Annotated in this window: 26 protein-coding genes; 22 read left to right on the top strand and 4 right to left on the bottom strand. The window is 35.9% G+C overall.

Annotation, left to right across the window (positions count from 1 at the left end):
- Nucleotides 1-19: 19 nt before the first annotated feature.
- The 4 genes from L4F93_RS09210 to L4F93_RS09195 form a co-directional block, all read right to left on the bottom strand.
- Nucleotides 20-1,174, bottom strand: coding sequence for a 3-phenylpropionate MFS transporter (locus L4F93_RS09210; RefSeq protein ID WP_250350013.1), 1,155 nt, complete (start codon nucleotides 1,172-1,174; stop codon nucleotides 20-22).
- Between the two features lie 272 nt (nucleotides 1,175-1,446).
- Entirely contained in the window at nucleotides 1,447-2,346 is a 900-nt protein-coding gene (locus tag L4F93_RS09205) for a tyrosine-type recombinase/integrase (RefSeq protein ID WP_250350012.1), read from the bottom strand.
- Between the two features lie 66 nt (nucleotides 2,347-2,412).
- Nucleotides 2,413-2,724, bottom strand: a complete 312-nt coding sequence (locus L4F93_RS09200; protein ID WP_250350011.1) for a helix-turn-helix domain-containing protein — start codon at nucleotides 2,722-2,724, stop codon at nucleotides 2,413-2,415.
- Nucleotides 2,725-3,367: 643 nt separating this feature from the next.
- The gene (locus L4F93_RS09195; protein ID WP_250350010.1) at nucleotides 3,368-3,886 is read right to left on the bottom strand and encodes an Hcp family type VI secretion system effector; all 519 of its coding nucleotides are present in this window, start codon (nucleotides 3,884-3,886) and stop codon (nucleotides 3,368-3,370) included.
- A gap of 228 nt (nucleotides 3,887-4,114) precedes the next feature.
- On the opposite strand from L4F93_RS09195, the gene tssB reads away from it, so the two are divergent.
- The 22 genes from tssB (at nucleotide 4,115) to L4F93_RS09085 (ending at nucleotide 26,545) form a co-directional block, all read left to right on the top strand.
- Complete coding sequence (tssB, locus tag L4F93_RS09190; RefSeq protein ID WP_250350009.1) at nucleotides 4,115-4,615, top strand: type VI secretion system contractile sheath small subunit; 501 nt, start codon at nucleotides 4,115-4,117, stop codon at nucleotides 4,613-4,615.
- Nucleotides 4,616-4,640: 25 nt separating this feature from the next.
- Entirely contained in the window at nucleotides 4,641-6,122 is a 1,482-nt protein-coding gene (tssC, locus tag L4F93_RS09185) for a type VI secretion system contractile sheath large subunit (protein WP_250350008.1), read from the top strand.
- Nucleotides 6,123-6,126: 4 nt separating this feature from the next.
- Complete coding sequence (tssE, locus tag L4F93_RS09180; protein WP_250350007.1) at nucleotides 6,127-6,576, top strand: type VI secretion system baseplate subunit TssE; 450 nt, start codon at nucleotides 6,127-6,129, stop codon at nucleotides 6,574-6,576.
- Nucleotides 6,577-6,585: 9 nt separating this feature from the next.
- Nucleotides 6,586-8,385 (top strand): type VI secretion system baseplate subunit TssF, encoded by a 1,800-nt coding sequence (gene tssF, locus L4F93_RS09175; RefSeq protein WP_250350006.1) that lies wholly within the window; start codon nucleotides 6,586-6,588, stop codon nucleotides 8,383-8,385.
- The gene (gene tssG / locus L4F93_RS09170; protein ID WP_250350005.1) at nucleotides 8,349-9,386 is read left to right on the top strand and encodes a type VI secretion system baseplate subunit TssG; all 1,038 of its coding nucleotides are present in this window, start codon (nucleotides 8,349-8,351) and stop codon (nucleotides 9,384-9,386) included. The genes tssF and tssG overlap by 37 nt, the downstream gene beginning before the upstream one ends.
- A 30-nt stretch (nucleotides 9,387-9,416) precedes the next feature.
- Nucleotides 9,417-11,573, top strand: a complete 2,157-nt coding sequence (locus L4F93_RS09165; RefSeq protein ID WP_250350004.1) for a type VI secretion system Vgr family protein — start codon at nucleotides 9,417-9,419, stop codon at nucleotides 11,571-11,573.
- Nucleotides 11,570-12,322, top strand: coding sequence for an N-acetylmuramoyl-L-alanine amidase (locus tag L4F93_RS09160; RefSeq protein WP_250350003.1), 753 nt, complete (start codon nucleotides 11,570-11,572; stop codon nucleotides 12,320-12,322). Before L4F93_RS09165 ends, L4F93_RS09160 begins: the two co-directional genes overlap by 4 nt.
- Nucleotides 12,315-12,899, top strand: a complete 585-nt coding sequence (locus L4F93_RS09155) for a hypothetical protein (protein ID WP_250350002.1) — start codon at nucleotides 12,315-12,317, stop codon at nucleotides 12,897-12,899. Before L4F93_RS09160 ends, L4F93_RS09155 begins: the two co-directional genes overlap by 8 nt.
- 297 nt (nucleotides 12,900-13,196) lie before the next feature.
- A complete protein-coding gene (locus L4F93_RS09150; protein WP_250350001.1) occupies nucleotides 13,197-13,613 on the top strand; it encodes a hypothetical protein in 417 nt (138 codons plus the stop codon).
- A 165-nt stretch (nucleotides 13,614-13,778) separates the two neighbouring features.
- On the top strand, nucleotides 13,779-15,926 hold the full coding sequence (locus L4F93_RS09145) for a type VI secretion system Vgr family protein (RefSeq protein WP_250350000.1): 2,148 nt from the start codon (nucleotides 13,779-13,781) through the stop codon (nucleotides 15,924-15,926).
- Nucleotides 15,920-16,480: a hypothetical protein gene (locus tag L4F93_RS09140; RefSeq protein ID WP_250349999.1), complete on the top strand. Its 561-nt coding sequence runs from the start codon at nucleotides 15,920-15,922 to the stop codon at nucleotides 16,478-16,480. The genes L4F93_RS09145 and L4F93_RS09140 overlap by 7 nt, the downstream gene beginning before the upstream one ends.
- A gap of 418 nt (nucleotides 16,481-16,898) precedes the next feature.
- Nucleotides 16,899-17,417, top strand: coding sequence for a hypothetical protein (locus L4F93_RS09135; RefSeq protein ID WP_250349998.1), 519 nt, complete (start codon nucleotides 16,899-16,901; stop codon nucleotides 17,415-17,417).
- The gene (locus tag L4F93_RS09130) at nucleotides 17,414-18,229 is read left to right on the top strand and encodes a hypothetical protein (RefSeq protein ID WP_250349997.1); all 816 of its coding nucleotides are present in this window, start codon (nucleotides 17,414-17,416) and stop codon (nucleotides 18,227-18,229) included. The genes L4F93_RS09135 and L4F93_RS09130 overlap by 4 nt, the downstream gene beginning before the upstream one ends.
- 23 nt (nucleotides 18,230-18,252) lie before the next feature.
- A complete protein-coding gene (locus L4F93_RS09125; protein WP_250349996.1) occupies nucleotides 18,253-19,143 on the top strand; it encodes a hypothetical protein in 891 nt (296 codons plus the stop codon).
- A gap of 14 nt (nucleotides 19,144-19,157) precedes the next feature.
- Nucleotides 19,158-19,970: a hypothetical protein gene (locus L4F93_RS09120; protein WP_250349995.1), complete on the top strand. Its 813-nt coding sequence runs from the start codon at nucleotides 19,158-19,160 to the stop codon at nucleotides 19,968-19,970.
- Nucleotides 19,971-20,140: 170 nt separating this feature from the next.
- Complete coding sequence (locus tag L4F93_RS09115; RefSeq protein WP_250349994.1) at nucleotides 20,141-22,300, top strand: type VI secretion system Vgr family protein; 2,160 nt, start codon at nucleotides 20,141-20,143, stop codon at nucleotides 22,298-22,300.
- Between the two features lie 13 nt (nucleotides 22,301-22,313).
- On the top strand, nucleotides 22,314-22,910 hold the full coding sequence (locus tag L4F93_RS09110) for a type VI secretion system amidase effector protein Tae4 (RefSeq protein ID WP_250349993.1): 597 nt from the start codon (nucleotides 22,314-22,316) through the stop codon (nucleotides 22,908-22,910).
- A 423-nt stretch (nucleotides 22,911-23,333) separates the two neighbouring features.
- Complete coding sequence (locus L4F93_RS09105; protein ID WP_250349992.1) at nucleotides 23,334-23,786, top strand: hypothetical protein; 453 nt, start codon at nucleotides 23,334-23,336, stop codon at nucleotides 23,784-23,786.
- 202 nt (nucleotides 23,787-23,988) lie between these two features.
- Entirely contained in the window at nucleotides 23,989-24,360 is a 372-nt protein-coding gene (locus tag L4F93_RS09100) for a hypothetical protein (RefSeq protein ID WP_250349991.1), read from the top strand.
- Nucleotides 24,360-25,028: a hypothetical protein gene (locus L4F93_RS09095; RefSeq protein WP_250349990.1), complete on the top strand. Its 669-nt coding sequence runs from the start codon at nucleotides 24,360-24,362 to the stop codon at nucleotides 25,026-25,028. The genes L4F93_RS09100 and L4F93_RS09095 overlap by 1 nt, the downstream gene beginning before the upstream one ends.
- A gap of 466 nt (nucleotides 25,029-25,494) precedes the next feature.
- Nucleotides 25,495-26,136: an IS1595 family transposase gene (locus L4F93_RS09090; protein ID WP_250349989.1), complete on the top strand. Its 642-nt coding sequence runs from the start codon at nucleotides 25,495-25,497 to the stop codon at nucleotides 26,134-26,136.
- 1 nt (nucleotide 26,137) lies between these two features.
- Nucleotides 26,138-26,545: a hypothetical protein gene (locus L4F93_RS09085; RefSeq protein WP_250349988.1), complete on the top strand. Its 408-nt coding sequence runs from the start codon at nucleotides 26,138-26,140 to the stop codon at nucleotides 26,543-26,545.
- Nucleotides 26,546-26,585: the final 40 nt, after the last annotated feature.

Below are 26,585 nucleotides of genomic sequence, written 5' to 3'. Positions count from 1 at the left end.
GCACTATTGCCTATCTTTTTTATTTTGCTGTATTTGAAAAGGTCTTTGGTACAAGGAAAATTGCAGGCAGAACAAAAATTGCCATTAAGGCAAAGCTCATCTGCGCAGAAACAGGATAAACTAATCCAGAAATGAACGTAAAAAGCGCCATCATAATACAGCTAGAACTTGCAAAATAGATGCCTTGCAATTTCGGAATTCTCTCACTTGGCTGAGAGGTAATATAACGAATCATCGCAAAATGCCCCATTGCATAAGTAAATGCGTGCAATATTTGGGCGAAAATCAGCAAAGTAAAATTTGTCGTATACGCAAGGGTTGTCCAGCGAATAACCGCTGCTAATGCTGAAAATAAAGTCAAATAATGAATCTTCCAAGTCCTAAAAAAACGTTTAGAAAAGAAGAAAAAGACCACTTCAGCGATTACCCCCAAGCTCCACAGCCAGCTAATTTGCGAAGTGCTAATGCCATTTGCAGACCAATAAATTGTGCCATAGGCATAACAAGCCGCGTGTGAACCCTGAATAAGCGCTGTGGCAATAATCATTCTGACCGTTGTTGGATTTCGCAATAATTCTCGATAGCTTGCGCTTACTGTCGTGTTTTGTTTTTCCTGCTGATTAAATCTTTGCGTAGGATTTAAACTAATCCCCAGCCCCCAAAAAACAAGATAGCCAATAATAATACCGATGATGGCACTTTTACCTAGCCAACCGAGCAAATAGCCTGCAGTAATTGAACCAATAATAAAAGCAAGTGAACCAAATAAACGACTTTTACCATAATCCATTCCTAGCTGTTGATGCCAACTCGTTGCAATGGTATCGCAAACCGGCATAATTCCCCCATTTAGCATATGAAATAACGCAAGAATGGGAATTAACCACCAAAGAGACTGCACTGCCCAAGCGACAGCGATGAGAACCAATACACTAAGCCAAGTAAGAAGACGACTTAATGGAATAAGCTGATCGAGATGATGAACACTTTTAGTAAAAAAGATTGCGCCAGCAAAACGACAAAGATACCCAAGGGAAATTAATGTTCCAATTAATTCCACATCATAGCCATACTGTGCTAACCAGATTGGTAAAAATGGCACAATCACACCATAAGCGCAATAAAAACCAAAAAAGTTAAATGATGACCATTGAAAGGGAGTGAGTTTCAACATAGGGAAAGCCCCAACTTTGATTTTCAGATACAAAAAAAGCCGCTCTTGGCGACTATCTTATTGATTTCTTTATAATTTTAAATGGTGCCCGAGGGCGGACTTGAACCGCCACGACTCGAAAGTCGAGGGATTTTAAATCCCTTGTATAGCCCATTAACTCTAATAGCTCTTCAAGTGGAAGATCCAGCCAATACTACCACAAGATCTATTGCTAAATAGATAACTTGATCTTACACAAATTCCAAGGCTTGTAAAGGCTGGACATTAACTTTTTATAATAATGCTGAATTTACAGTGTCTCTAATCATTTCCACATCGTCTTCTATGTAAGTTAGTGTTACCTTAATATCCCTGTGCCCCAATAACTGCTTGGCTACGTAAAGATTATTAGGATTCTTCATTAAATTTGTTGCAACTGTGTGCCTAAATCTATGTGGAGATACATTGAACCCAACAGAACGAGATATAACTTTAAATATATGGCTTATTTGATGTTCACTGGTATTTTTAGCTCTATTCCTGGACAAAGGGCAAAAGAGATTAAAGTTAAATAACTGACAATCATTAGTTTGATTTGCTCGCTTTAATTCAAGGATAAGGTTCTGAAGATAAGGAAACAACTTATCTGAAATAGGAATTGTGTGTGAATGATGATTTTTATTTATTTCGGGAGATATATGAATAATTCTACTCACTAAATCTATATCACCAACCTTTAATTTTATTAATTGAGCTCGGCGAATTGCTGTATATCTGAATGTCTTTATTAACGTTTCAACAAACCATACAGGATTCAAGATACCTGGCAAATTATGTGCACCTTGCAGAAAAAAATCTAACTTTGCTAGTTCTGTACTAGACAAAATTTTCCGCTTAGCTTTTCCCTCTCTTAAAAATAATTTATTACAAGGATTATCTTGATAATCTAATAAATTTTGTTCAATTCCAAATTTATAGATTGCTTTGATGTGGCGCAAATAGCTATTCCATGTGATTGGTTTAATATTACTCCCAACCGCGGTTCTTCTCCAATCTAAAAGCAATAAACTAGAGATTTCATTTGGATACATAACATTGCAATTTCTCTGTAAGAGTCTAATAGCTTTCTGATAACTCTTAATTGTATCTCCTCGGAGATACTTACATAAAAAAATTTTGTAATAACTCTTCAAATGTAATATTACCTACCGCCATAATTAAGGTTCCTTTAATATTCTAATTAAAAAATTTCTAATATACTAAATTTCTATCGATTTAAAATAATTTACTCCATGCAGGATAAAATCTCTTATATCCTTTGAGTTTCGTAATAAATCCAGCAAACACTTCTCTTCTTTATTTATTGCTATAACCCCCCTCTCACCAAAAAGTATATAATTAATATCAACACCCTCTAATCCTAGCTTCATTAAATAGTCGACTCTAGGCATAATTCGATTATGCTCATATTTGAACTGAGCTTGTGATCTAACACCTCCTAATTTTGCAAATGCTCTTTGAGTTAACCCCATTCTCTGTCTTTCTTCTTTTAAACGATGACCAATATACATATACATCCCTATTCTAGATAAAACGTTGACTAGCTCGTAATATATCTATCCAAAATATACTAAGCAATCAATTTTTATTTCATTTTTTCAGATAATAAATGCGAGAGCATACTCGATCTTTAAGGGAGTAACTCATTACATGGCTATAGGTAGGATTCCAATTAGTTATAAATAACACCTATATACATTATTTGATATTTCAGGAACCATGTATTATAAAAGACAAAGCAAACAAGAAAAAAATAGTAAATAGATATTCGTAATATTATATAGCATTTGAAAAAGATTTAATCTATTCATCTCTGCTACATTTTCTTATCTTTTACAGCTTAAAAGTAAGAATAATCAATGACAAAGAAAAAATCAATATTGACGCAGGAACTTTAAGATCAAATAGAATTATAAAAGAAAGAGACTTCCCACTCGAATTAAATAATTGAATGAGGCCTTAATAAAAGAAGCTGAACAGAAAACTTTAGATTATCGTGTGGCATAAAATCATGCAAAGGTCGATAAAAGCCATCCTTATACTCAATCCCAAACATTGAGTATTTAAATTAAGTTAGGTGATGGACCTTTAATATAGTAGCTATAATAAAGTATGGTGTGCTTGACACACCATACTCGTAGCTAATCTAGTTAATTAAGCTTCAATTGGTGTACGCCAGTCATCTGAACCTGATGTACCTGCTACAGTATGCTCCCAAGTGATTTTTCGGTAAGCTAAAAAGACATCAAGTAATTGAGTAAACTCTTTTTGAGAAGGATCCTGTGCATGTGGCATTAAAAGATCCATATTAACAATAGTTGCATCTTCTAATGTAGTTGTGAAGTAATGCTCTTGTTTGCCTTCAACTGATGTGCGATACCATTTTAATTCTACTTTCGGTAGCATTTCTCCTGAAGCTAACGCATTATAAAGTAATGGAACTGCTTTATTTAGGGCTACCGTTAAAATTAATGGTTTATGTGCACGTTGACCTGATGGTTGACCTGATTGTGGATCCGTTGGTACGGTCACTTGGTGTTTAACCTGCTGAACCAACATTTGATCTTCATGACCTTCAACAAAAATATTTCCCACAGAATCAGCCGTAAACGCACCAGCTGTGATATTACCTTGGGTTTTTCCTGTAATTGAAACGTAACATGGAGTTGGCATAGTAGTTGTCCTCACTAATGTAATAATGTAATAAATAATTATTGACGTCAGAAATCAAAAAAGATGATTTCTTGTATATTAGTATGTCGTTTTTTATCTAAAAAAACAACAAAAAGCTTAAAAAACACTCTATTAAAGAACCAGAATTTTGATATACTAAATTTGTAGATGGTCTATATACCATGTATACCCCCTTTTCATTCTATACAATTAAAGAAGGATAATGCTATGAGTAAAAAAGAAGGTTCTGTTGCACCTAAAGAGCGAATCAATATTAAATACGTCCCAGCAACAGGCGGTGAAACTGCCGAAGTTGAATTACCATTAAATCTCTTAGTTGTTGGTGATATGAAGGGAAAAGCAGAAGACTCATCTATAGAAGAGCGATCAATGATTTCTATTGATAAAAACAATTTTTCTTCAGTTATGGAAGAAATGGAAATTGGTTTGAATATTAATGTTGCAAACAAATTATCCGATAACGCATCACCAGATGATGAAATTAATGTGCAATTAGACATCAAATCTCTTAATGACTTCTCTCCAGATAACATTGTTAAATCCGTTCCAGAATTACGTAAATTGCTTGAATTAAGAGAAGCATTAACTGCCGTCAAAGGACCACTTGGGAATGTTCCGGCTTTTCGAGCTAGAATCGCAGAACTACTCGAAGATGAGCAATCCCGAGCTCAATTACTTGCAGAATTAAATTTAGTTGATAAAAAATAGTTGATCATACCAGAGGACTTTAGATATGGCTGATAAAATCCAAACAGAACAAATCGAACAAAATACCACTACCTCGGGCTCATTACTTGATGAAATCATGGCTCAAACAAGGCTTTCTGAAGATAGTGAAGGCTATGATATTGCTAAACAAGGTGTCGCTGCTTTTATTAGTAACATTTTAGAAACAGGCTCTAAAGAAGAGCCAGTAAACAAGTTATTAATAGATAAAATGATCAATGAGATTGATCGGAAATTAAGCGCCCAAGTAGATGAGATTCTACATCACAATGAATTTCGTAATTTAGAATCATCTTGGCGCTCATTAAAATTATTAGTTGATAAAACAGACTTTAGAGAAAATATTAAGATTAACGTTTTTCATGCAACAAAAGAAGAATTACTCGATGACTTCGAATTTGCACCTGAAATTGTTCAATCTGGTTTTTATAAACACGTTTATTCTTCTGGCTATGGTCAATTTGGTGGAGAACCTATTGGTGCCGTGATTGGGAACTATGAATTTACCCCTAAATCCCCAGATATGAAACTCTTGCAATATGTGAGCGCTGTAGGTTCTATGGCTCACGCCCCATTTATATCTTCCGTATCCCCCGCTTTCTTTGGTATTCAAAGTTATACTGAATTACCTGCAATTAAAGATCTAAAATCAGTGTTTGAAGGACCAATGTATGCTAAGTGGCGTTCATTACGAGAATCTGAAGACTCTCGTAGTTTAGGATTAACTGCCTCTCGTTTCTTAGTTCGTTTACCTTACTCTGTGTCAGACAATCCGGTAAAAACTTTTGGCTATGAAGAGGATGTAAGTAAAGACCACGAACACTATCTATGGGGTAATAGCGCATTTTTACTAGCTTCTTGCTTGACGGATAGTTTTGCTAAATATCGTTGGTGTGCAAATATTATTGGCCCACAAAGTGGCGGTGCGGTCTATGATTTACCAGTTCATATTTATGAAGCGATGGGACAAATTCAGTCAAAGATCCCAACAGAAGTGCTTATTACAGATAGAAGAGAATTTGAATTAGCGGAAGAAGGATTTATCGCATTAACTATGCGTAAAGGTAGTGATAATGCTGCATTCTTTTCTGCTAATTCTGTTCAAAAACCAAAAATTTTCCCAAATACAAAAGAGGGTAAAATAGCAGAAACCAACTACAAATTAGGTACTCAATTACCATATACATTTATGATCACTCGAGTAGCTCATTTCTTAAAAGTGTTACAACGTGAGCAAATTGGTAGCTGGAAAGAAGCAACTGATTTACAAACCGAGTTAAATAAATGGCTCAAGCAATATGTCGCTGATCAAGAAAACCCACCTGCAGATGTTCGTAGTCGTCGTCCATTCAGAGCGGCATCTATTTCTGTATCAGATGTAGAGGGAGATCCAGGTTGGTTCTTGTCTTCCATCAAATTAAGACCACACTTTAAATATATGGGATCTAACTTTGAACTATCGCTTGTTGGTCGTCTAGACAAGGAATAGAAAAATGGCATTATTAAGTTGGCAACGAGATAGTACAGCTAGCTTATTTGAGCGTATACAGGGGAAGGAGGTAAATCCTTCTCCTCTCTCCCATTCTGGTCTCAAAACTTTTATTGAGTCAATAAAACATAATCTTAACAATATCCTTAATACCCATCCAGGCACATCACAAAGTGCGGTCCAATTAGGCATTATGGACTTAAATGATGCCACGAGTAATACAGGAGATATCTATCAAAAAATATCCCAAATCATTCAAGAATGCATTTTGAATTTTGAGCCTCGAATCATCGCGGTAAATGTGACACCATTTCCTAATGAAGAGCAACCTCTAACCCTATTTTTTTACGTCACGGCAACAGTATCCTTTGAAGACTACACCAAAGACATTGCCTTTAATTTACACCTAGATAACGATCATCGTTATTATCTAGATATGAGCAACATTACTTAAGATGTGATTATGTCTCTTGAAAAATATTTTAGACAAGAATTAGATTATCTGCGTGAATTAGGTAAAGAAATTGCTAATGAAAAGCCTCATTTGGCTAATTTTTTATCTGAAAAAAGTGCCGATCCCGATGTTGAACGATTACTAGAAGGCTTTGCCTTTTTATCTGGTAGTTTAAGAGCTAAAATTGAAGATCAATTTCCAGAGTTCACTCATAGTTTAATTAATATGCTCTGGCCAAATTATCTGCGCCCAACACCAAGTATGACTATCGTTGAATTTTTTCCCAACCCTAAAGTCGCAAAAGGTTTTGATGTCGTAAATAAAGGCACCACGTTATTAAGCCGTCCTATAGTATCTGGTAACTCCGACAAAAAACTACAATGTCAATTTCAGACTTGCCGTGATGTTTGGCTCAATCCCTTCTCTCTTTCGGATGCAAGTGTATTAAATAGTAACGAGCAAGCTATTATTAGCTTAGTATTTTCTAGTGAATCGCCACTAAAGTTCTCTGAACTAGATTTAAATAAGTTGCGTTTTTATCTTGGGGCAGATGATTACACTAATCAGCAACTATATCTATGGTTTAGCTATTACTTGACAGGTGCAGAGATTGTTGTCAACGACCAGAAAATAACATTACCTGAGTTTAATTTTTCACCTGCAGGATTTAATAAAGAAGACGCTCTCTTACCTTACCCTAAAAATGCTTACAGTGGTTATCGGATCTTACAAGAATATTTCTGCTTTCCCGAAAGCTTCATGTTCTTTGACGTAAATGGTATCGCTCCACTACCAAATACTCTTGATGAATCAAATCAATTTATATTAAACCTCTATTTCTCTGAGCCATTGTCTTCAGATGTTCAAATCAGAAAATCAACTTTTAGACTACATTGCACACCTGCAATAAATTTATTTAAGCATAGTTGTGAACCGCTTAGATTCGATGGGGATAAAGATGAATATTTGCTAAAAGGAAGTTATTCTCATCCTGAATGGTATGAAATATTCTCAGTAGATCAAGTATCAAGCCATGTTGAAAATACGAACAATAAAGCTAGAGGGCCTCGTAATTCTTCCACACGTCATTACTTACCTTTTGAAAGCTTTGAGCATCAAATTGAATATGCTAAAGGACGAACCGAACTTTATTATAAAGTAAGGGCTAAAGATGCCTTATTTGAAAAAGGATTTGATCATTATATTTCTTTTGTAAGAGGCGATGAGGTAAGAAGTTTAGGAAAAACCGAATCCATCTCGATCAATGTGACTTGCACTAACCGTGAAATACCAACCAACTTAAAAGTTGGTGATATTTGCATTGGCACAGAAACAAACCCAGCAATTGTTGAATTTAAAAATATCACTCGTCCATCTATGCCACTGCATCCATTACTAGATGGAACACTCGCTTGGAAATTAATTTCCAATTCTTCACTAAACTACTTATCGTTACTCGAAATTGAGGCATTAAAAGAGATTATTAGAACCTATGATCTGCCTAGCTGGCATAGTAGGAGAAATGCCAAAATGTCCCAAAAGAAACTTAATGCGATTAAGTCAATAGAAACCAAGCCAATAGATCGATTATTTAAAAGTGTTTCTATTAGAGGACTACAATCTACCTTATATATCAAACAAAGCGAATTTAACTCTGAAGGTGAAATGTTTTTATTTTGCACTGTGCTATCCCAGTTCTTCTCTCTCTACGCAAGTGTAAATTCATTTCACAAACTGAAAGTAATAAATTTAGATAATCAAGCGAGCTATGAATGGCCTATTCAAATCGGACAGCATCAATTGATGTAAACACCGCCTCCCAAAAACTAGACATTAGCCGATACAATTTCTATCGACTAATGGAGCTATTATGTAAAATCAAAGGGGTTGATCCAAGTGAAAGCTTAAGTTTATTACCTAAAGATGAAATTATTCGCCTAACATCACTAGCCGGATTAGGCTTCCCAATTAGAGATATCGCTAACTTAAAAGAATTACCGGAAGGAACATTTGAACTTCAAGTTTCTTTTTTAGGTTTGCATGGTAGCCAATCGCCCCTACCTGGCTATTACCTAGATAGTCTAGCCACTGAATATCTTCATAAAGAGACAAAATTAGTTGATTTTATGGACTTATTCAACCATAGACTATCGTTATTACTACATCAAATTTGGCGAAAATATCGCTACTACATAAATTACCAAACAAATGGAACTGACGAATATTCTAACAGAATGTTTGCCTTAGCTGGACTTGGCTATAAAAGTATCAGAAACAAACTCTCTGTCAATCATTCCAAAATGTTAGCTTATGCTGGTATTTTATCTAGTCCTGCTCGCTCCCCTGAAATCATTTGTAACTTGGTTTCCCATTGTTTTGATTTAGAGTTCGTCTCACTAGAAAGTTGGTGTTTTCGTTATGTTGAAATCATCGAAGATGAACAAAACCGATTAGGATTAATGAAAAAAGAAGCGGGTAAACCACCAAAAGGCCGTTCTTGTTTAGGTGAAAATTTCACCTTAGGTAGCAGAAAGCCAAACAGAGGAAGCAAATTTGAATTACAGCTCAACAACCTTTCTCGGCAAGAATTTTTGTCATTTTTACCAAATGGAGAAAATTATCTCCCCCTCGTTACCTTTGTCTCTTTTATATTAAAAGATCAATTTGCCTGGGATTTGAGATTAGGATTAGCAAAAGAGCAAGTATCAGGTATGGTTTTAGGAACCGAGCAAGATAGTTTACTTGGCTGGACAAGTTTTATAGGTCATCCAGTACAAGAACCCGATGTGTTATTGACAATTAGAGAGTAAAAATCAATACGAATTTAACAAGGAGAAATTATGTTCGACTTATTCACCTCCAAAGGCCTCCACTTCACCCTTGAAGTGGGCCAACTGCCGCCTGACACCTTCCGTGTTGTCAAATTCGATTTCGAAGAAGGCTATAATTCCCTCTTTAAACTCTCCATTGTCGCGGCAACACAACATAACCAGCTTCCATTTGGTTCACTACTCGACTGCGCCGCAACCCTTTCCATCTGGCAAGATGGTGAGCGACAACGGAATATCTCCGGTATCGTCACACAAATCAAACTCGGTAAAACCGGTGAACGCTATACCTTTTATCACTTTACTATCTCCCCTCATCTCTGGCGATTAACCCAAAAAAGACGCTCGCGCATTTTCCAACATACCAGTATTGAAGCTATCTTAAAAACCCTGCTGCGCGATTCCGATGTGCTTTTTCACACCATTGATATCGCCTACCGCACAAGACGGGAATATTGTGTGCAATACCGCGAAACCGATTATGAATTTTTCCAACGGATTATCGGTGAAGAAGGCTTGTTTTTCTTTTGTACGGAAGATGAACATAATCAAATTGACCGGCTCTTTATTTACGATGATGCCCATCGTTTATCCAAAGAAGATACCCTCTCCCTTGACTATAATGCCAATCCTACCGTATTACGCCAAGCCCCTCATCTCCGTACCTTCCAATGGACCGAACAAATTCGTCCTTCTGAAGTGTTGTTAAAAGATTACACCTTCAAAAAACCAAATTGGAATGCGGAATATGGCTTACAAGGCACGCAAGAAGAGATTCAATTTCAAGGAGACTACCCTTACTACGACTACCCTGGCCGCTATAAAAATGACAGTGGCGAACGCTTTGCCCAATATCGTCTCGACAGTTTACGCCGTGATGCCCATACGGGCGAGGGAGAAAGCAATCACCCAGCTTTAAGAATAGGCCAACTCTTACACATTCATCGCCATCCTCGTGCTGACTTCAATCAGCCTTGGCAATTAACTTACATTCAACATCATGGCGAACAACCGCAAGCCTTGGAAGAGGAAAGCCATTTTAGTCAACGTGAAAACACTACCTTTATCACTAATCGCTTTGAATGTCTTTCTCCAGAGAAAACTTTCCGTAGTAATTTTCCTCAAAAACCACAAATCTGTGGCACACAAACTGCGGTAGTCACAGGCCCCAAAGGGGAAGAAATTTTCACGGATTACCAAGGTCGAGTGAAAGTGAAATTTCATTGGGATAAAGGGGAATTCAACGATTCCAGAAGTTCTTGCTGGGTGCGTGTTGCTCAACCTTGGGCGGGGCAAAACTGGGGGATGCTCGCTATTCCACGTGTTGGGCAAGAAGTGGTGGTGAGCTTTTTAGAAGGAGACCCTGACCAACCGCTGATTATTGGACGCGTGTATAATGAGCTACAAATTCCTCCGGGTAATCTGCCTGCCACCTATACCCAAATGCACATTAAATCAAAAACCTACAAGGGGGAAGGTTACAACAGCATTCTCTTTGAAGATGCCGCGAACCGAGAATTATTTGAAATGCATGCCCAGCGGGATATGACCACACTGGTTGAGCATGACCAAAAAAATCACATTAAAAACCACCGCACTTTAACGGTTAACGGTAGCCAACGCACTCAAATTGACCAAGGCAGAACCACCCAAATCACCACCGGTAATGACATCAAAACCGTCTTAGCGGGAAACAATCTTGAAACCATCAGCTTACTTAAAGCTATCCAAGCGAAAGAGATTTTCAATGCAGCACACGACCGCATTGAACTTGAAGTGGGTAAACAAACCAGCCTGACGATGGACAATGAAAAGATTCTCCTTCGCTTTGGTAAAAACACGATTTTGATGAATGAAGAAGGGATTTGGTTGGATGGCGTCCATATTGGAATGCAGGAGAAGGAGTTGCAAGTGCCGGATAATACCGGAGAGCCTAAAAAAGAATCTCATTACATCGCGAAGGTTCTCGTAACAGATAAAGCTACTGGAGAAATTTTAGCTCATCGACCTTGTGAAATTGAATTTTCATCAGGAAAACGAATTAAACAAGAAACAGATCAAAATGGCTATTTATATATTCAAAGCAACCAAAAAGAAACTGTAAATATTCATGTACTGTTTAAATCACCAAAAAGACTCTTACAAGCTAATGAGGTTATTGAAGAATGAATCAACAAATAACTACAACGATAGGATTGGAAAAAGAATATGAAGCTAAAGAGCATGTTATAAAAACGAATGACAAAGCAGCAACAAGGCAGACTATTATTAATAGAGTGAATAATAACCTAAAGGAAAGGTTCGGAACACAATTTATTGAACGCTCTGGTTGGAAAGCTAAACCGCCTAAGAAAAAACTCACCGAAAGCTGGAACTATAATGCAATCGTCATTCACCATCAAGGAAATTCAAATTTCGGTTTCTGTTGTGGAGACCCAATCAACGAAACACAGAAAATTCAACAATCTGAAATGAAAGGATCTCAAAATTTTGATGATATCGGTTACCACTATATTGTAAGCTGTGAAGGAAATATTTTAGAAGGAAGAGATATTAGATTTCAAGGTTCTCATGTAAATTGGAATAATTCCAATAAAATAGGGATATTATTACTTGGTGATTATTCAGAAAGAGGTGAAATGAATTGGCATAATATAGAAGAAGCAAAGGATTACCTTATAGATCATCTAGACTTTTTTCATTCACTCAGTGTCCCAGAAATTCAAGGATATGCTTGCATTACTTTAATTGAAGCATTGCTATCAGTGTTCTTTATTAAACAACTAGGAGGACATCGAGAATTTGCCTTACCAGGCGATCATCGAACGTGTCCAGGAAATATAGGAATGCAATTTGTTACCTATTTAAGACAAAATTTTCAACTATCTGCACCAGAAAAAGGAACAATTAATGAATAAAAAACTCTATAAATTTTATAAATGTTCAACAATCTTATTGTTTATCTCTAACCTAATATTGACTAGTATGATTATGTTTTTTAATAGCGAAATAGGTATAGTAAGAACAACTACAGAATTTGGGGATAATTACGGTTTTTTTTATAAGAAGAAAGATATGCACAGGATTTATTATTTTGATCCTATAGGAGAACAAGACCTAGATCAGCTTTCTAATGATGCATTTCACGAGCTGTCTGAATACTGTGCTGCTGCAAGTGAAAATAATTACAGACATAAAATTTCTTGTGGTCCTTATTTTAATAAGGAAGTAAAAAGAAGGGCCTCTCTACGTCCTCATTCTTTTATTTTAACATATAATGGTGAAATATATAGAAATAGTCCTTATATTATGCAATATGATAAAAAAACTATAGAGGGTATAACAAATGATAAAGGAGAGACAGAAACCGTTTACGTTAGTGATAAAAATGATGTACATATAGAAATTGATTGGGAAGCTTATAAAAAACAGATGAAAACCCAAGATAATAAAAAGCTAGAAAATATACCTTTAGAGAAAGAAGAAAAGCAATAAAAAATATTCAAAATATACCACACTTTAGATATTAATGCCATTTAAAATATTCATCAAATACATCTAGGAAATGTAGGAATGCAATTTGTTACCTATTTAAGACAACATTTTCAACTATCTGCACCAAGAAAAGGAAAAATTAATGAATAAAAAATTTTATAAATGCACAACAATCTTATTATGTCTTTCTAATCTTATATTGATTGGAGTTGTTATATTTTTTAATAGTGAAATAGGATTTGTTAAAGTGAGTGGTGAATTTGGTCCGGGCTATGGTTTTTTTATAAGAAAAAAAATATGCACAGAATCTTCTATATTGACCCAGTTGGTGAACGAAACTTAGACCGACTATCTGATGAGGATTTTAATGAATTATCTGAATATTGCGCTGCAGTAAGTGAGGATAATTATAGATATCAGGTGGATTGTGGCCCTCATTTTATTAAGGAAGTAAAAAGAAGAGAGGCGATAAAAAGAGTAGAGATCCCTGAAAAAATCAAAAGTCCTCACCGTTTTAGGTTATTAGGAGAAAGTGAGCCATATAGAAATATACCCTATATTATGCATTTTGATGGAGAATCCGTAAAAGGAATTACCAATGAAAACGGAGAAACAGAGGAAGTTTATATTGCAGACGAAGATGAAGATAATATTGATATAAAAATTGATTGGGACGCTTATTTTGGTAAAGAAGTGGATGAGTATAGCAAATAAGACTAAAAGACGGATGACAAATTTACACACCACAAAAATAGGCTGACAAAGCTTCTATTATGTACCGCTGTCTTATAGAAGAGTGGTTACGAACTTATTGTGTTTTGGAAATACAGTATGTATTACTATGTCACGCCAGATAAAAAATTTTAATAAGGGATAACAATGAACACCCTAAAATTCCCCGATTTTTCTGTTTCCAAAGGCCTCCACTTCACCCTCGAAGTAGCACAACTGCCGCCTGACACCTTCCGTGTTGTCAAATTCGATTTCGAAGAAGGCTATAATTCCCTCTTTAAACTCTCCATTGTCGCGGCAACACAACATAACCAGCTTCCATTTGGTTCACTACTCGACTGCGCAGCAACCCTTTCCATCTGGCAAGATGGTGAGCGACAACGGAATATCTCCGGTATCGTCACACAAATCAAACTCGGTAAAACCGGTGAACGCTATACCTTTTATCACTTTACCCTCTCCCCTCATCTCTGGCGATTAACCCAAAAAAGACGCTCACGCATTTTCCAACATACCAGTATTGAAGCTATCTTAAAAACCCTGCTAAGCGATTCCAATGTGCTTTTTCACACCATTGATATCGCCTACCGCACAAGACGGGAATATTGTGTGCAATACCGCGAAACCGATTATGAATTTTTCCAACGGATTATCGGTGAAGAAGGCTTGTTTTTCTTTTGTACGGAAGATGAACATAATCAAATTGACCGGCTCTTTATTTACGATGATGCCCATCGTTTATCCAAGGAAGATACCCTCTCCCTTGACTATAATGCCAATCCTACCGTATTACGCCAAGCCCCTCATCTCCGCACCTTCCAATGGACCGAACAAATCCGTCCTTCTGAAGTGTTATTAAAAGATTACACCTTCAAAAAACCAAACTGGAATGCGGAATATGGCTTACAAGGCACACAAGAAGAGATTCAATTCCAAGGAGACTACCCTTACTACGACTACCCTGGCCGCTATAAAAATGACAGTGGCGAACGCTTTGCCCAATATCGTCTCGACAGTTTACGCCGTGATGCCCATACGGGCGAGGGAGAAAGTAATCACCCTGCTTTAAGGATAGGTCAGCTCTTACACATTCATCGCCACCCTCGTGCTGACTTCAATCAGCCTTGGCAATTAACTTACATTCAACATCATGGCGAACAACCGCAAGCCTTAGAAGAGGAAAGCCATTTTAGCCAACGTGAAAACACCACCTTTATCACTAATCGTTTTGAATGTCTTTCTCCGGAAAAAACTTTCCGTAGTAATTTCCCTCAAAAACCACAAATCTGTGGCACACAAACTGCGGTAGTCACTGGCCCCAAAGGGGAAGAAATTTTCACGGATTACCAAGGCCGGGTTAAAGTGAAATTTCATTGGGATAAAGGGGAATTCAACGATTCCAGAAGTTCTTGCTGGGTGCGTGTTGCTCAACCTTGGGCGGGGCAAAACTGGGGAATGCTCGCCATTCCGCGTGTTGGGCAAGAAGTGGTGGTGAGTTTTTTAGAAGGTGACCCTGACCAACCGCTGATTATTGGACGCGTGTATAATGAGCTACAAATCCCTCCGGGTAATCTGCCTGCCACCTATACCCAAATGCACATTAAATCAAAAACCTACAAAGGGGAAGGTTACAACAGCATTCTCTTTGAGGATGCCGCGAACCGAGAATTATTTGAAATGCACGCCCAGCGGGATATGACCACAGTGGTTGAGCATGACCAAAAAAATCACATCAAAAACCACCGCACTTTAACGGTTAACGGTAGCCAACGTACTCAAATTGACCAAGGCAGAACCACCCAAATCACCACCGGTAATGACATCAAAACCGTCTTAGCGGGAAACAACCTTGAAACCATCAGCTTACTTAAAGCTATCCAAGCGAAAGAGATTTTCAACGCGGCACACGACCGTATTGAGCTTGAAGTGGGTAAACAAACCAGCCTGACGATGGACAATGAAAAGATTCTCCTTCGCTTTGGCAAAAACACGATTTTGATGAACGAAGAAGGCATTTGGTTGGATGGTGTGCATATTGGAATGCAGGAGAAGGAGTTGCAAGTGCCAGATAATACAGGGGAATTAAAACCACTCTATCGGCTTCAGTTCCATCTATTAGATGATGAAGGAAGACCTTACCAAAATACGCCATTTACAATCAAATTGCCAGAAAGCGAACAGAAAGGTATAACGGATGAAAATGGGTTGACACCTGTCTATTTTAGTGAACAATCTGCTGAAGCTGAAATTCGGTTACATATTAATAAATTAGATGAGAGAAGCTGGACATGGTAAATAACAAAACATCAAAAGCAAATTTTAAAATAAATGACTATGTGGAAACCATTAAAATATCAAGACCAAAATATATTCTCTATGTAATAACGAATGAGAATACATGGGAAGATTCATTTCATCTCTATAATGTTTGGGGTATTGGTACACATACAGGAATGATTCTTGAAAACACTCAAAATAAGAGCGAATCTTTATTATATGACCCAAGTGGAAGTTATTTTTTCAAAAGAGAAAGTGGCGAAATTATCTACCCAGGCAGTGGCTATACATTATCAGGAAATGATTTTTCATTTGAAGATTATATTAATTATCAAAAAGAGGATGGTGAAGATGTTTATGCACATATATTTTATCTTTCTGACGAAGAAGGAGAAAGAATCAAAAGTAATATAGAGGCAGATAGAAGTTGTGGTCCTATGGGGTGCACTGAATGCTCAAGTGAAGTACTTAAAGGTGGAATTGGTAAATTTAAGGACCTAGAAATAACTAGCCGTCCCAATCAACTAGGAGACCAATTAAGAAAATTATCAGATATAACTATAAAACTATAGTGGAGAGACATAAATGAAAAATATTTTTATTAAACGAAATGCTGAATGGTTTGCTATAATTACTTTCTTTTTGTTATATGTATGCACAGGAAGATTTAGATATTCTAAGGTTGTAGACTATCAAGGAATATATTTATATTACATTCTTTCTTTTACCTTATGGTTTTGGATAAGAACATTTTTCCACACTAAGAAATATTTATTTTTCATAGTTTGCCCAATGATTTGTCTATTCCTATCCTGTTTTATTATGTCTTTTTATTATTTTAATTCTGGTTTTATATTTTTTTTAATACATTTCATCCTATGCTATATAGTTATGGGGTATATTTATCTGAGCTTGCTAATGTTCTTATTTTACAAGCTTTTAAAATAATAAATTTTTATTAGATTCTTTGAATATTATTAAATTAATCAAATGTTAGCCCCATATCCTGCCGCTCAGGTCGGCTATGAGCTCGGAAAGGACTTCAATCGTGCTTATGGAATAGCGACCGCCGACTACCGAATATCCGAAAAAGTCACCTTGTTTCAATTAAAAATTACCGAAGCGCAGTATGAAGCCATTTATAAAAATGTGGTACGAATCAGAAACGGAATAGAACAACGAGAGCAATATTATAATATTGCAAACAATTATACCTGTGCAAAAGTGGTAAGGGATGATGCCATTGGAAATATTTTACCTGATTTACCTTGGGGAAGAAGTGCTGTGATGACAGGGCATATCCACGCGATTAATCCTTATGCGTTTTATGACCAAATGCAGGAATATAAGAAAAAATCAAAATTTATACAAGAGTTTATCATCGACTTAGATGATCAACAGACGCAATGGAATAAGTTTATTCATGCAATTAAAGATGGCAATAAGAAAAATCTCCTTTTTCAAAATATGCCGAAAGATATTATTTTAGAAAAAGGAGCAAAAAAATGAAAAGCGTATTATTAGCAATATTTCTATTACTTACATCATCATATGGAAGTAGTGCTTCTTCTATAGAAAAACAAGAAAGTTCCGGGAGGGGCAATATTTCAATAATATACATTAATGAAATTAAAAAATATCAATTTACCAAAAGAAACATAGCCGACTTTAAGTTCTTTCTTCAAAAAAACATAGAAATAATAGAAAAAAATAGTATTTATTCAGTATTAAGAGAGTTAAATTCAAATTTCGAAGGGGGAGAAATTGTCCCTAAAAAACTGTTTACTCCAATAACCAAGGGATACTTTACTTACTCTTATCTATTTGGTAAGTCAATAAAAGAAAATTTCGAAATTCATGGATATTATGACAGTAGTTTTGATAAAAAAACTAAAAACTTCTGGAAAACAGCAACAATATTTCCCGTTGCAGAAAGAATAGCAATGAACTCAGAGTTTACTCAAAAAGATTTCGATGACTTAAATCTAGTTTTTAAACAAAAATACTTTTTAAAAGATCTTCTCTTAAAAAACACATTATCCTCCCTAGCCGGGTATTCAGATTCTTACTTTAAAGCAACAGGGCGATTCGAAGCGATAGAAAAAAATTGCTATGCAATTTATCGATTTGAACGTAAAGATGAAAAAGCCCATCTCCAATTTGATTTTTGTGTGAGTCGCAATAATTACCAAGAAACGGATAAATACCCTTATCGATTTGGAAAAATTGTGATTGAACGGTTAGATGAGCCAAAATTGGATAAATCACGTTACAAAGTTGTACCATATAAAGCAACAACGCTGCCTAATTGGGGGAAATAAGTAATAAAGATAAGGAGCAATAAATGCCAACTCCCATCATAACCAAAACCAAGACGCAACCCATTGAAAATAACAGCTATACGATACACGCTGAAGACGCTTATTTTCTTGTACTTGGCTTTGAGGTCAATAAATCACCTTTAACTAACCTTAATTTTGAAGAGGAAATGAACAAAAATGAAGGGGACGATAATCAGCCTCAACAATCCGCTTATCAACGAATTCCCCTAGAGGATGATTGGGGAGATATCGAAATAGACATGCCTGTTCATCAGGTACTCACTGACCCCGGGCATGCATTTATGTATTTGACTAAAAACCTAAATGCCACCATTTTCTTAAGTGTTGGCCCTTTAGCTAATGATGCTGAACGATTAGCTGAATATAGAAAAAAACACCAACTCCCTAACCAAGAACAAATTAATCAAATGTTAGACCCATATCCTGCCGCTCAGGTCGGCTATGAGCTCGGAAAGGACTTCAATCGTGCTTATGGCATAGCAACCGCTGACTACCGAATATCCGAAAAAGTCACCTTGTTTCAATTAAAAATTACCGAAGCGCAGTATGAAGCCATTTATAAAAATGTGGTGCGAATCAGAAACGTAATAGAACAACGAGAGCAATATTATAATATTGCAAACAATTATACCTGTGCAAAAGTGGTAAGGGATGATGCCATTGGAAATATTTTACCTGATTTACCTTGGGGAAGAAGTGCTGTGATGACAGGGCATATCCAAGCAATTAATCCTTATGCGTTTTATGACCAAATGCAGGATTATGAAGCCAAGAATGAACTTATTGGACGAAAAGTAATCGATAAAGGAAGCAAAGATGATACAGAACTTTTCTGGAATAAGTTTATTAAGGCAATTCGAGATAAAAAACAACCACGCGATGTTTTTTTATAACCGGAGACAACCCAATGACAACGAAGAACCGATTATACAAGATACTAACCAGTCTATGCTTCTGTTTTGCTTATATTACCTGTTTTGCAGAAACAACTAATCAGGAGACTATCGAAAAACAATATATTGATATCAATGAGCTTACCGCCAAACATGCCTACCAATTTACACCACAAGATATTGCTATTGTTAAAAAATTAATTTGGAGTAGCTTAAATGTTCTCAGTCAAAAATCTAGCATAGCAGAAGAGATTTCTAAGCTAGGTAAACCTTTTGAAGGTGGGGAAATTCTGCCTAAAAAATTCTTTTCACCCATTCGAGATGGAGGAATCTTTAACTATCATACTTTTGAAAAAAGACGTGAAGGTAATAAAGAAATTTTTGTTGAAGGCATATACAGTAGTCAAATTAGAAAACGCTTCAATGAAAAATATTGGGATTTTGCTCTAATACGTCTTGGCGTAGATGACTATGGACAAGCAACCCAATTTTTAGACCGTGATTTTAAAGAATTTAATTTAACGTTTAAAGAAAAATTCTTCTTTCTCGATTTATCGTCAAGAGATCAAGTTAAATATGCAGGAAATACTGAAGAATATATTGGTAAAGATAAATGCTACGCGATTTATCGTTTTGAACGTGTTATTGGAAAGGAGGAATACCACTTTTATTTTTGTGTAAATCGTGAAAATTACGATGAACACGCACGTTATCCTAATAAGTGGGGAAATCTAGCCATAATACGGGTAGATGATCCAGCCCCAGACAAATCACGTTACAAAGTTGTACCATATAAATCAACAACTCTGCCGAATTGGGGGAAATAAGAATTGTCAATTTCAATATGATTTGTCGAGTATTAAGAAATAGGCGAAAAACCACCGCACTTTTATCAGCATACCAAGAACATCTCCTTTTCATTGATTGTGAATTCACCTAAGTTCATTTATATTATGAAGATAAATGAACCATTGCATATCAATGAAAAGGGTATCCTATGTACCGAAATGAGACTAAAATACCAACCTTCTCCGTTGCTAACGATCTCCACTTCACCCTTGAAGTGGCACAACTGCCACCTGACACCTTCCGTGTTGTCAAATTCGATTTCGAAGAAGGCTATAATTCCCTCTTTAAACTCTCCATTGTCGCAGCAACACAACATAACCAGCTTCCATTTGGTTCACTACTCGACTGCGCAGCAACCCTTTCCATCTGGCAAGATGGTGAGCGACAACGGAATATCTCCGGTATCGTCACACAAATCAAACTCGGTAAAACCGGTGAACGCTATACCTTTTATCACTTTACCCTCTCCCCTCATCTCTGGCGATTAACCCAAAAAAGACGCTCACGCATTTTCCAACATACCAGTATTGAAGCTATCTTAAAAACCCTGCTGAGCGATTCCGATGTGCTTTTTCACACCATTGATATCGCCTACCGCACAAGACGGGAATATTGTGTGCAATACCGCGAAACCGATTATGAATTTTTCCAACGGATTATCGGTGAAGAAGGCTTGTTTTTCTTTTGTACGGAAGATGAACATAATCAAATTGACCGGCTCTTTATTTACGATGATGCCCATCGTTTATCCAAGGAAGATACCCTCTCCCTTGACTATAATGGCAATCCTACCGTATTACGCCAAGCCCCTCATCTCCGTACCTTTCAATGGACCGAACAAATTCGTCCTTCTGAAGTGTTGTTAAAAGATTACACCTTCAAAAAACCGAACTGGAATGCGGAATATGGCTTACAAGGCACACAAGAAGAGATTCAATTTCAAGGAGACTACCCTTACTACGACTACCCTGGCCGCTATAAAAATGACAGTGGCGAACGCTTTGCCCAATATCGTCTCGACAGTTTACGCCGTGATGCCCATACGGGCGAGGGAGAAAGCAATCACCCAGCTTTAAGAATAGGCCAACTCTTACACATTCATCGCCATCCTCGTGCTGACTTCAATCAGCCTTGGCAATTAACTTACATTCAACATCATGGCGAACAACCGCAAGCCTTGGAAGAGGAAAGCCATTTTAGCCAACGTGAAAACACCACCTTTATCACTAATCGTTTTGAATGTCTTTCTCCGGAGAAAACTTTCCGTAGTAATTTCCCTCAAAAACCACAAATCTGTGGCACACAAACTGCGGTAGTCACAGGCCCCAAAGGGGAAGAAATTTTCACGGATTACCAAGGCCGGGTTAAAGTGAAATTTCATTGGGATAAAGGGGAATTCAACGATTCCAGAAGTTCCTGCTGGGTACGTGTTGCTCAACCTTGGGCAGGGCAAAACTGGGGGATGCTCGCTATTCCGCGTGTTGGGCAAGAAGTGGTGGTGAGCTTTTTAGAAGGCGACCCAGACCAACCGCTGATTATTGGACGCGTGTATAATGAGCTGCAAATCCCACCAGGTAATCTGCCTGCTACCTATACCCAAATGCACATTAAATCAAAAACCTACAAGGGGGAAGGTTACAACAGCATTCTCTTTGAGGATGCCGCGAACCGAGAATTATTTGAAATGCACGCCCAGCGGGATATGACCACACGGGTTGAACATGACCAAAAAAATCACATCAAAAACCACCGCACTTTAACGGTTAACGGTAACCAACGTACTCAAATTGACCAAGGCAGAACCACCCAAATCACCACCGGTAATGACATCAAAACCGTCTTAGCGGGAAACAACCTTGAAACCATCAGCTTACTTAAAGCTATCCAAGCGAAAGAGATTTTCAACGCGGCACACGACCGTATTGAGCTTGAAGTGGGCAAACAAACCAGCCTGACGATGGACAATGAAAAGATTCTCCTTCGCTTTGGTAAAAACACGATTTTGATGAATGAAGAAGGCATTTGGTTGGATGGCGTGCATATTGGGATGCAGGAGAAGGAGTTGCAAGTGCCGGATAATACAGGGGAATTGCAAGAGCAGTATGATGAAACATTCTTCTTATCAGATATAGATACAGGAGAAAAAATTGTTGGTTACCCATTTCTCATTATAACTGATAGCGGTAAACATATTTTTGGTTATACAAATGACAATGGGGAGATCCCCAAGATTATAACAGGCAATAGATCCGAAGTTATAAAAATATACTTCGGAGATGAGGCTTTATATTTTTACGATGAAGAATAAGGAGAAAATAGATATGGGATGGCTATGGTATAGTGAAGAAAAAACTAATAACAAACACAACTCTATAAAAGAATTAAAATTAAGAACTATTAAATTTAAAGAACTATGGAATAATTATCCAGATACCAATCCGAAACATATAAGCAATGAAAGTAATGGACAAGATATTTTTAATGATCATTGTGCAATAAATATAAGTGAAACACTATTAAAAATAGGATTACAAATGCGTTCTTTCAAAGGGGCAAAATGCTATGGTAAATGTAATTATCCTAAAATGCATGTATTACGCGCTCAAGAGTTAGCTAACTGGTTAACTAAAAAACCTTTCCCTGGAATCCTTGAGCCTGAAATATATACCGGAAAAAATTTTGAAGAACATATTGGAAATAAAACAGGAATTATTTTTTTTCAAGATTATTGGGTTAGACCTGGAGAAAAAAATGGAATCAGAACAGGAGATCATATTGACTTATGGAATAAAGGTGAATTAGCCAGCATGAATCCTATTTCCAGTTGGGCAAGATTAAATTTTCCTAGTATAGGAGAATTATTTGGTTTATCTGATCTCAGACATGCAAAGAAAGTATTATTTTGGAGAATAGAATGATTAGACTACTATCTTACATTGTAATATACATATTAATTCTTATAGCTTTTTGGTTTGGTGGATTTAGATTTTTTATTCTTTTTATATTTCCAGACTTTAGCTATTATTGGGGAAGCGGAATGGAAAGGGCACTTTGGGACAGTATATTTGCTTCATTAATTCTATCTATTATATTTTCTGCACCAACAACTTATATGATTTTAAAAAATAAAAAAGTAGCAATAGTGTTATTTCTAACTTCATTTACAATAATAGAATTAGTCTTATCTCATTTCCTATTAAGGTAGTGTTTACATCCCAAACACTTAAAATGGGAGATTAGAAATGAGAATTTATTAATATACAGGATTAGGTTAATAACATCAATCAATTATGAAAAATCTAAAAATAGAAGTTGATTTATATATCACTAAGGAGAAGGAAGTGAAAAGATTAATTTTATTATTTCTAGCCAATAGTGCTATAGGAGAAACAAATAACATAATTACTAAAGAAGAGTATATACAGGATGCGGAACTGTATCATCAATTTCTTGATTTAGGAGAGAGTCTTTGCATTGATAAAATCTATCATTTGCAAACTGAAGATAAAACCAATAAATATTCTTTCTTTAAAAAACATTCTCAAACATTAAATGGTTTAAACTCTAAATTTGACTATTACTATAAGTGGAGTGACATAAAAATAATTTTAAATAAATACTACAATGAAAACATTAACAACACTATTAAAAAATATAAATTAAAGGATGAATATTTTAAGTTGGAATATAGCTCTCCAACATTTATCTGTAAGGATCTATTTACTGACAATAAAAAACTAAAGAAGTTGTATAAGGATTTTATATATAAATATAATTTATCTGACTTAAAATAATTTTAAGTTTTAAAAGCGCAACTATAATAATTGAAATAGGAAATTACATATTGAAATTGACCAAGACAGAACCACCCAAATCACCACCGGTAATGACATCAAAACCGTCTTAGCGGGAAACAATCTTGAAACCATCAGCTTACTTAAAGCTATCCAAGCGAAAGAGATTTTCAACGCGGCACACGACCGTATTGAGCTTGAAGTGGGCAAACAAACCAGCCTGACGATGGACAATGAAAAGATTCTCCTTCGCTTTGGTAAAAACACGATTTTGATGAATGAAGAAGGCATTTGGTTGGATGGCGTGCATATTGGAATGCAGGAGAAGGAGTTGCAAGTGCCGGATAATACCGGGGAATTAAAACCGCTCTATAGGCTCCAGTTCCATCTATTAGATGATGAAGGAAGGCCTTACCCAAATACCCCTTTTTCAATTAAATTACCAGAAGGCGAACAAAAAGGAATAACGGATGAAAATGGATTAACACCTGTCTATTTTAGTGGACAATCTGCTGAAGCTGAAATTCGGTTACATATTGATGAAGTAGAAAATGATCATTGGAGTTGGAAATAATGGAAAAAGAGAAAAAGACAACCGTTGGAACATTTACACAGGACCCGACTAAGAGCATTGTTAAAGTTCAAATCACGAGAAGAATTCCTGATGGAGTGTATGTGTGGGTTGAAACGGAAGGATGGGGACATGCTTACATTATGACTAGTATTGATAATCATATAACTGTTTATACATATGGAAGATACGATGATGTTGATTTCTGGAAAATTACAGGAGAGGGAGTTTTAGGAAAATTCGAGGATTGTGAAGCTATACTATATATGAAAAGTAGTAAACATGATAGTCTTTGTTCTGTCTATAAAATATTGGACATTACCCCTTGTAAAGTGCTTAGTATCTTAAATTTTGAATGGAGTAGAAGTAATGAAAAACCGAATAACCCCGAAAAATTTAAAGATAATCCTAAGATTAAAAATTTATGGATAACAAAAGGGCATGTCATTGATACTTATGCTGTATACAATAGGAATTGTACAACTATTACAATTGATACTATTGAAAAAGCGGGTAGCAACTTATTCTCTAACTTAAATAAAACAGAAGAGCCACTTTGGAGTATACTTCTTACACCTGCTGGATTACAAAATTATTTGGAGAACAGCAATAATTCTGCAATAGTAAAAAACATAACGCAATATATGAAGCTAACTCTATTTCCAGGGTGAAAACCATGAAAAAAATAATAACTGCGATGCTTGTTTTTTTATACTTATATAACATACTCACCTATGTAGATATTAATATAAGAATAGGGGATGACTTTCTTTACATTAGTAATCTTTCATTTGAAAATCTATCAAAACTAAGAGGTATAGTTTCTCAAATCTCAAAGCTATTCGTGTTATACTCAATAATGGGATTTATTTGCTTAGTAAATAGAAAATTAATACTTTTTATTTTATCTATTGAGGTGCTTATTTTTATTTACTATACTATTTTAATGGCATTATTTTTATTAAGCATAAAAAGCAATCAATCCATACCCACAATAAAATATATCATTGATAACTTATATGTCGAGGCATTGATACTTATACTTAATCCATTATTACTCTTTATGAAAAATCATTACAACCCAAAGAAAAAATAAAGGGGGCTGTAGTAGATTAGCAACAATGCTATACTACAAAAATGAAGATAACATATTGTAAATTAAAGAAATCTATACAGAAAAAACTGCTTGAGTTTTTTGTTGCAGAAGTTACTGCAAGAACAGCAGCAAATTTGCTAGATATTCAACCGAATACAGCCGCTTTGTTCTACCATAAAATCAGGCTTGTGATTGGCTATCATTTATCCCTTGAAGTTAACGAGATTTTTGAGGGGGAAATTGAACTAGACGAAAGCTATTTTGGTGGTCATCGAAAGGGAAAACGAGGACGAGGAGCGGCTGGAAAAGTTGCTGTTTTTGGGTTACTAAAACGACAAGGAAAGGTATTTACTGTTGTGGTTGAAAACACCAAGAGTGAAACATTACTCCCTGTTATTAAAAGAAAAATCAAGCCTGATAGCTGGGTTTATACGGACACTTATCGCAGTTATGATGCGCTTGATGTGAGTGAATTTCACCACGAACGAATCAATCATTCCGAGCTATTTGCGGTGAAACAAAATCATATTAATGGCATTGAAAGTTTTTGGAATCAGGCGAAGCGGATACTGCGAAAATATAATGGAATTAACCGAAAAAACTTTCCTTTATTCTTGAAGGAATGTGAATTTCGGTTTAACTTTGGGACACCAAAAGAGCAGTTAAAAATATTGCGAAAATAGTGTGAAATTTAGGGCTAATCTACTACAGCCCCAAAATTATAAAATATATAAAATCAATGATGTCTCATTAGATAAAAACATAACTTTCTTTGAGGACTTGTGGAATAATAGTAATGAAACACCTAATAACTCTAACAAAAAAGAGATATGGAAAAAATATGGAAAGGTTATTAGTAAATATAATTTATTTTATAGAAACTGCACAACAGTTACTATTGACTCATTAAAGTATGCTGGCACAAACATATTTAACATTGAATTAAAAGACTCTTCCGATAATATAGAATATAGATACAAAATAGAAGGAATCATTGCACCATTAGAATTAGGAAACTTTATGGAGACTAGAAAAATATCCTCAACTAACATTAGTGACTTCACATCACAAATAAAGTCCTACTTCAACTAAAAAGAGATGAAATATGAAATACATACTATTTACAATCCTT

Source organism: Avibacterium sp. 20-132 (assembly GCF_023611925.1).
Lineage (GTDB): Bacteria > Pseudomonadota > Gammaproteobacteria > Enterobacterales > Pasteurellaceae > Avibacterium.
The sequence above is the reverse complement of the archived record's forward strand: the minus strand, read 5'-3'. Positions and strand labels throughout refer to the sequence as shown.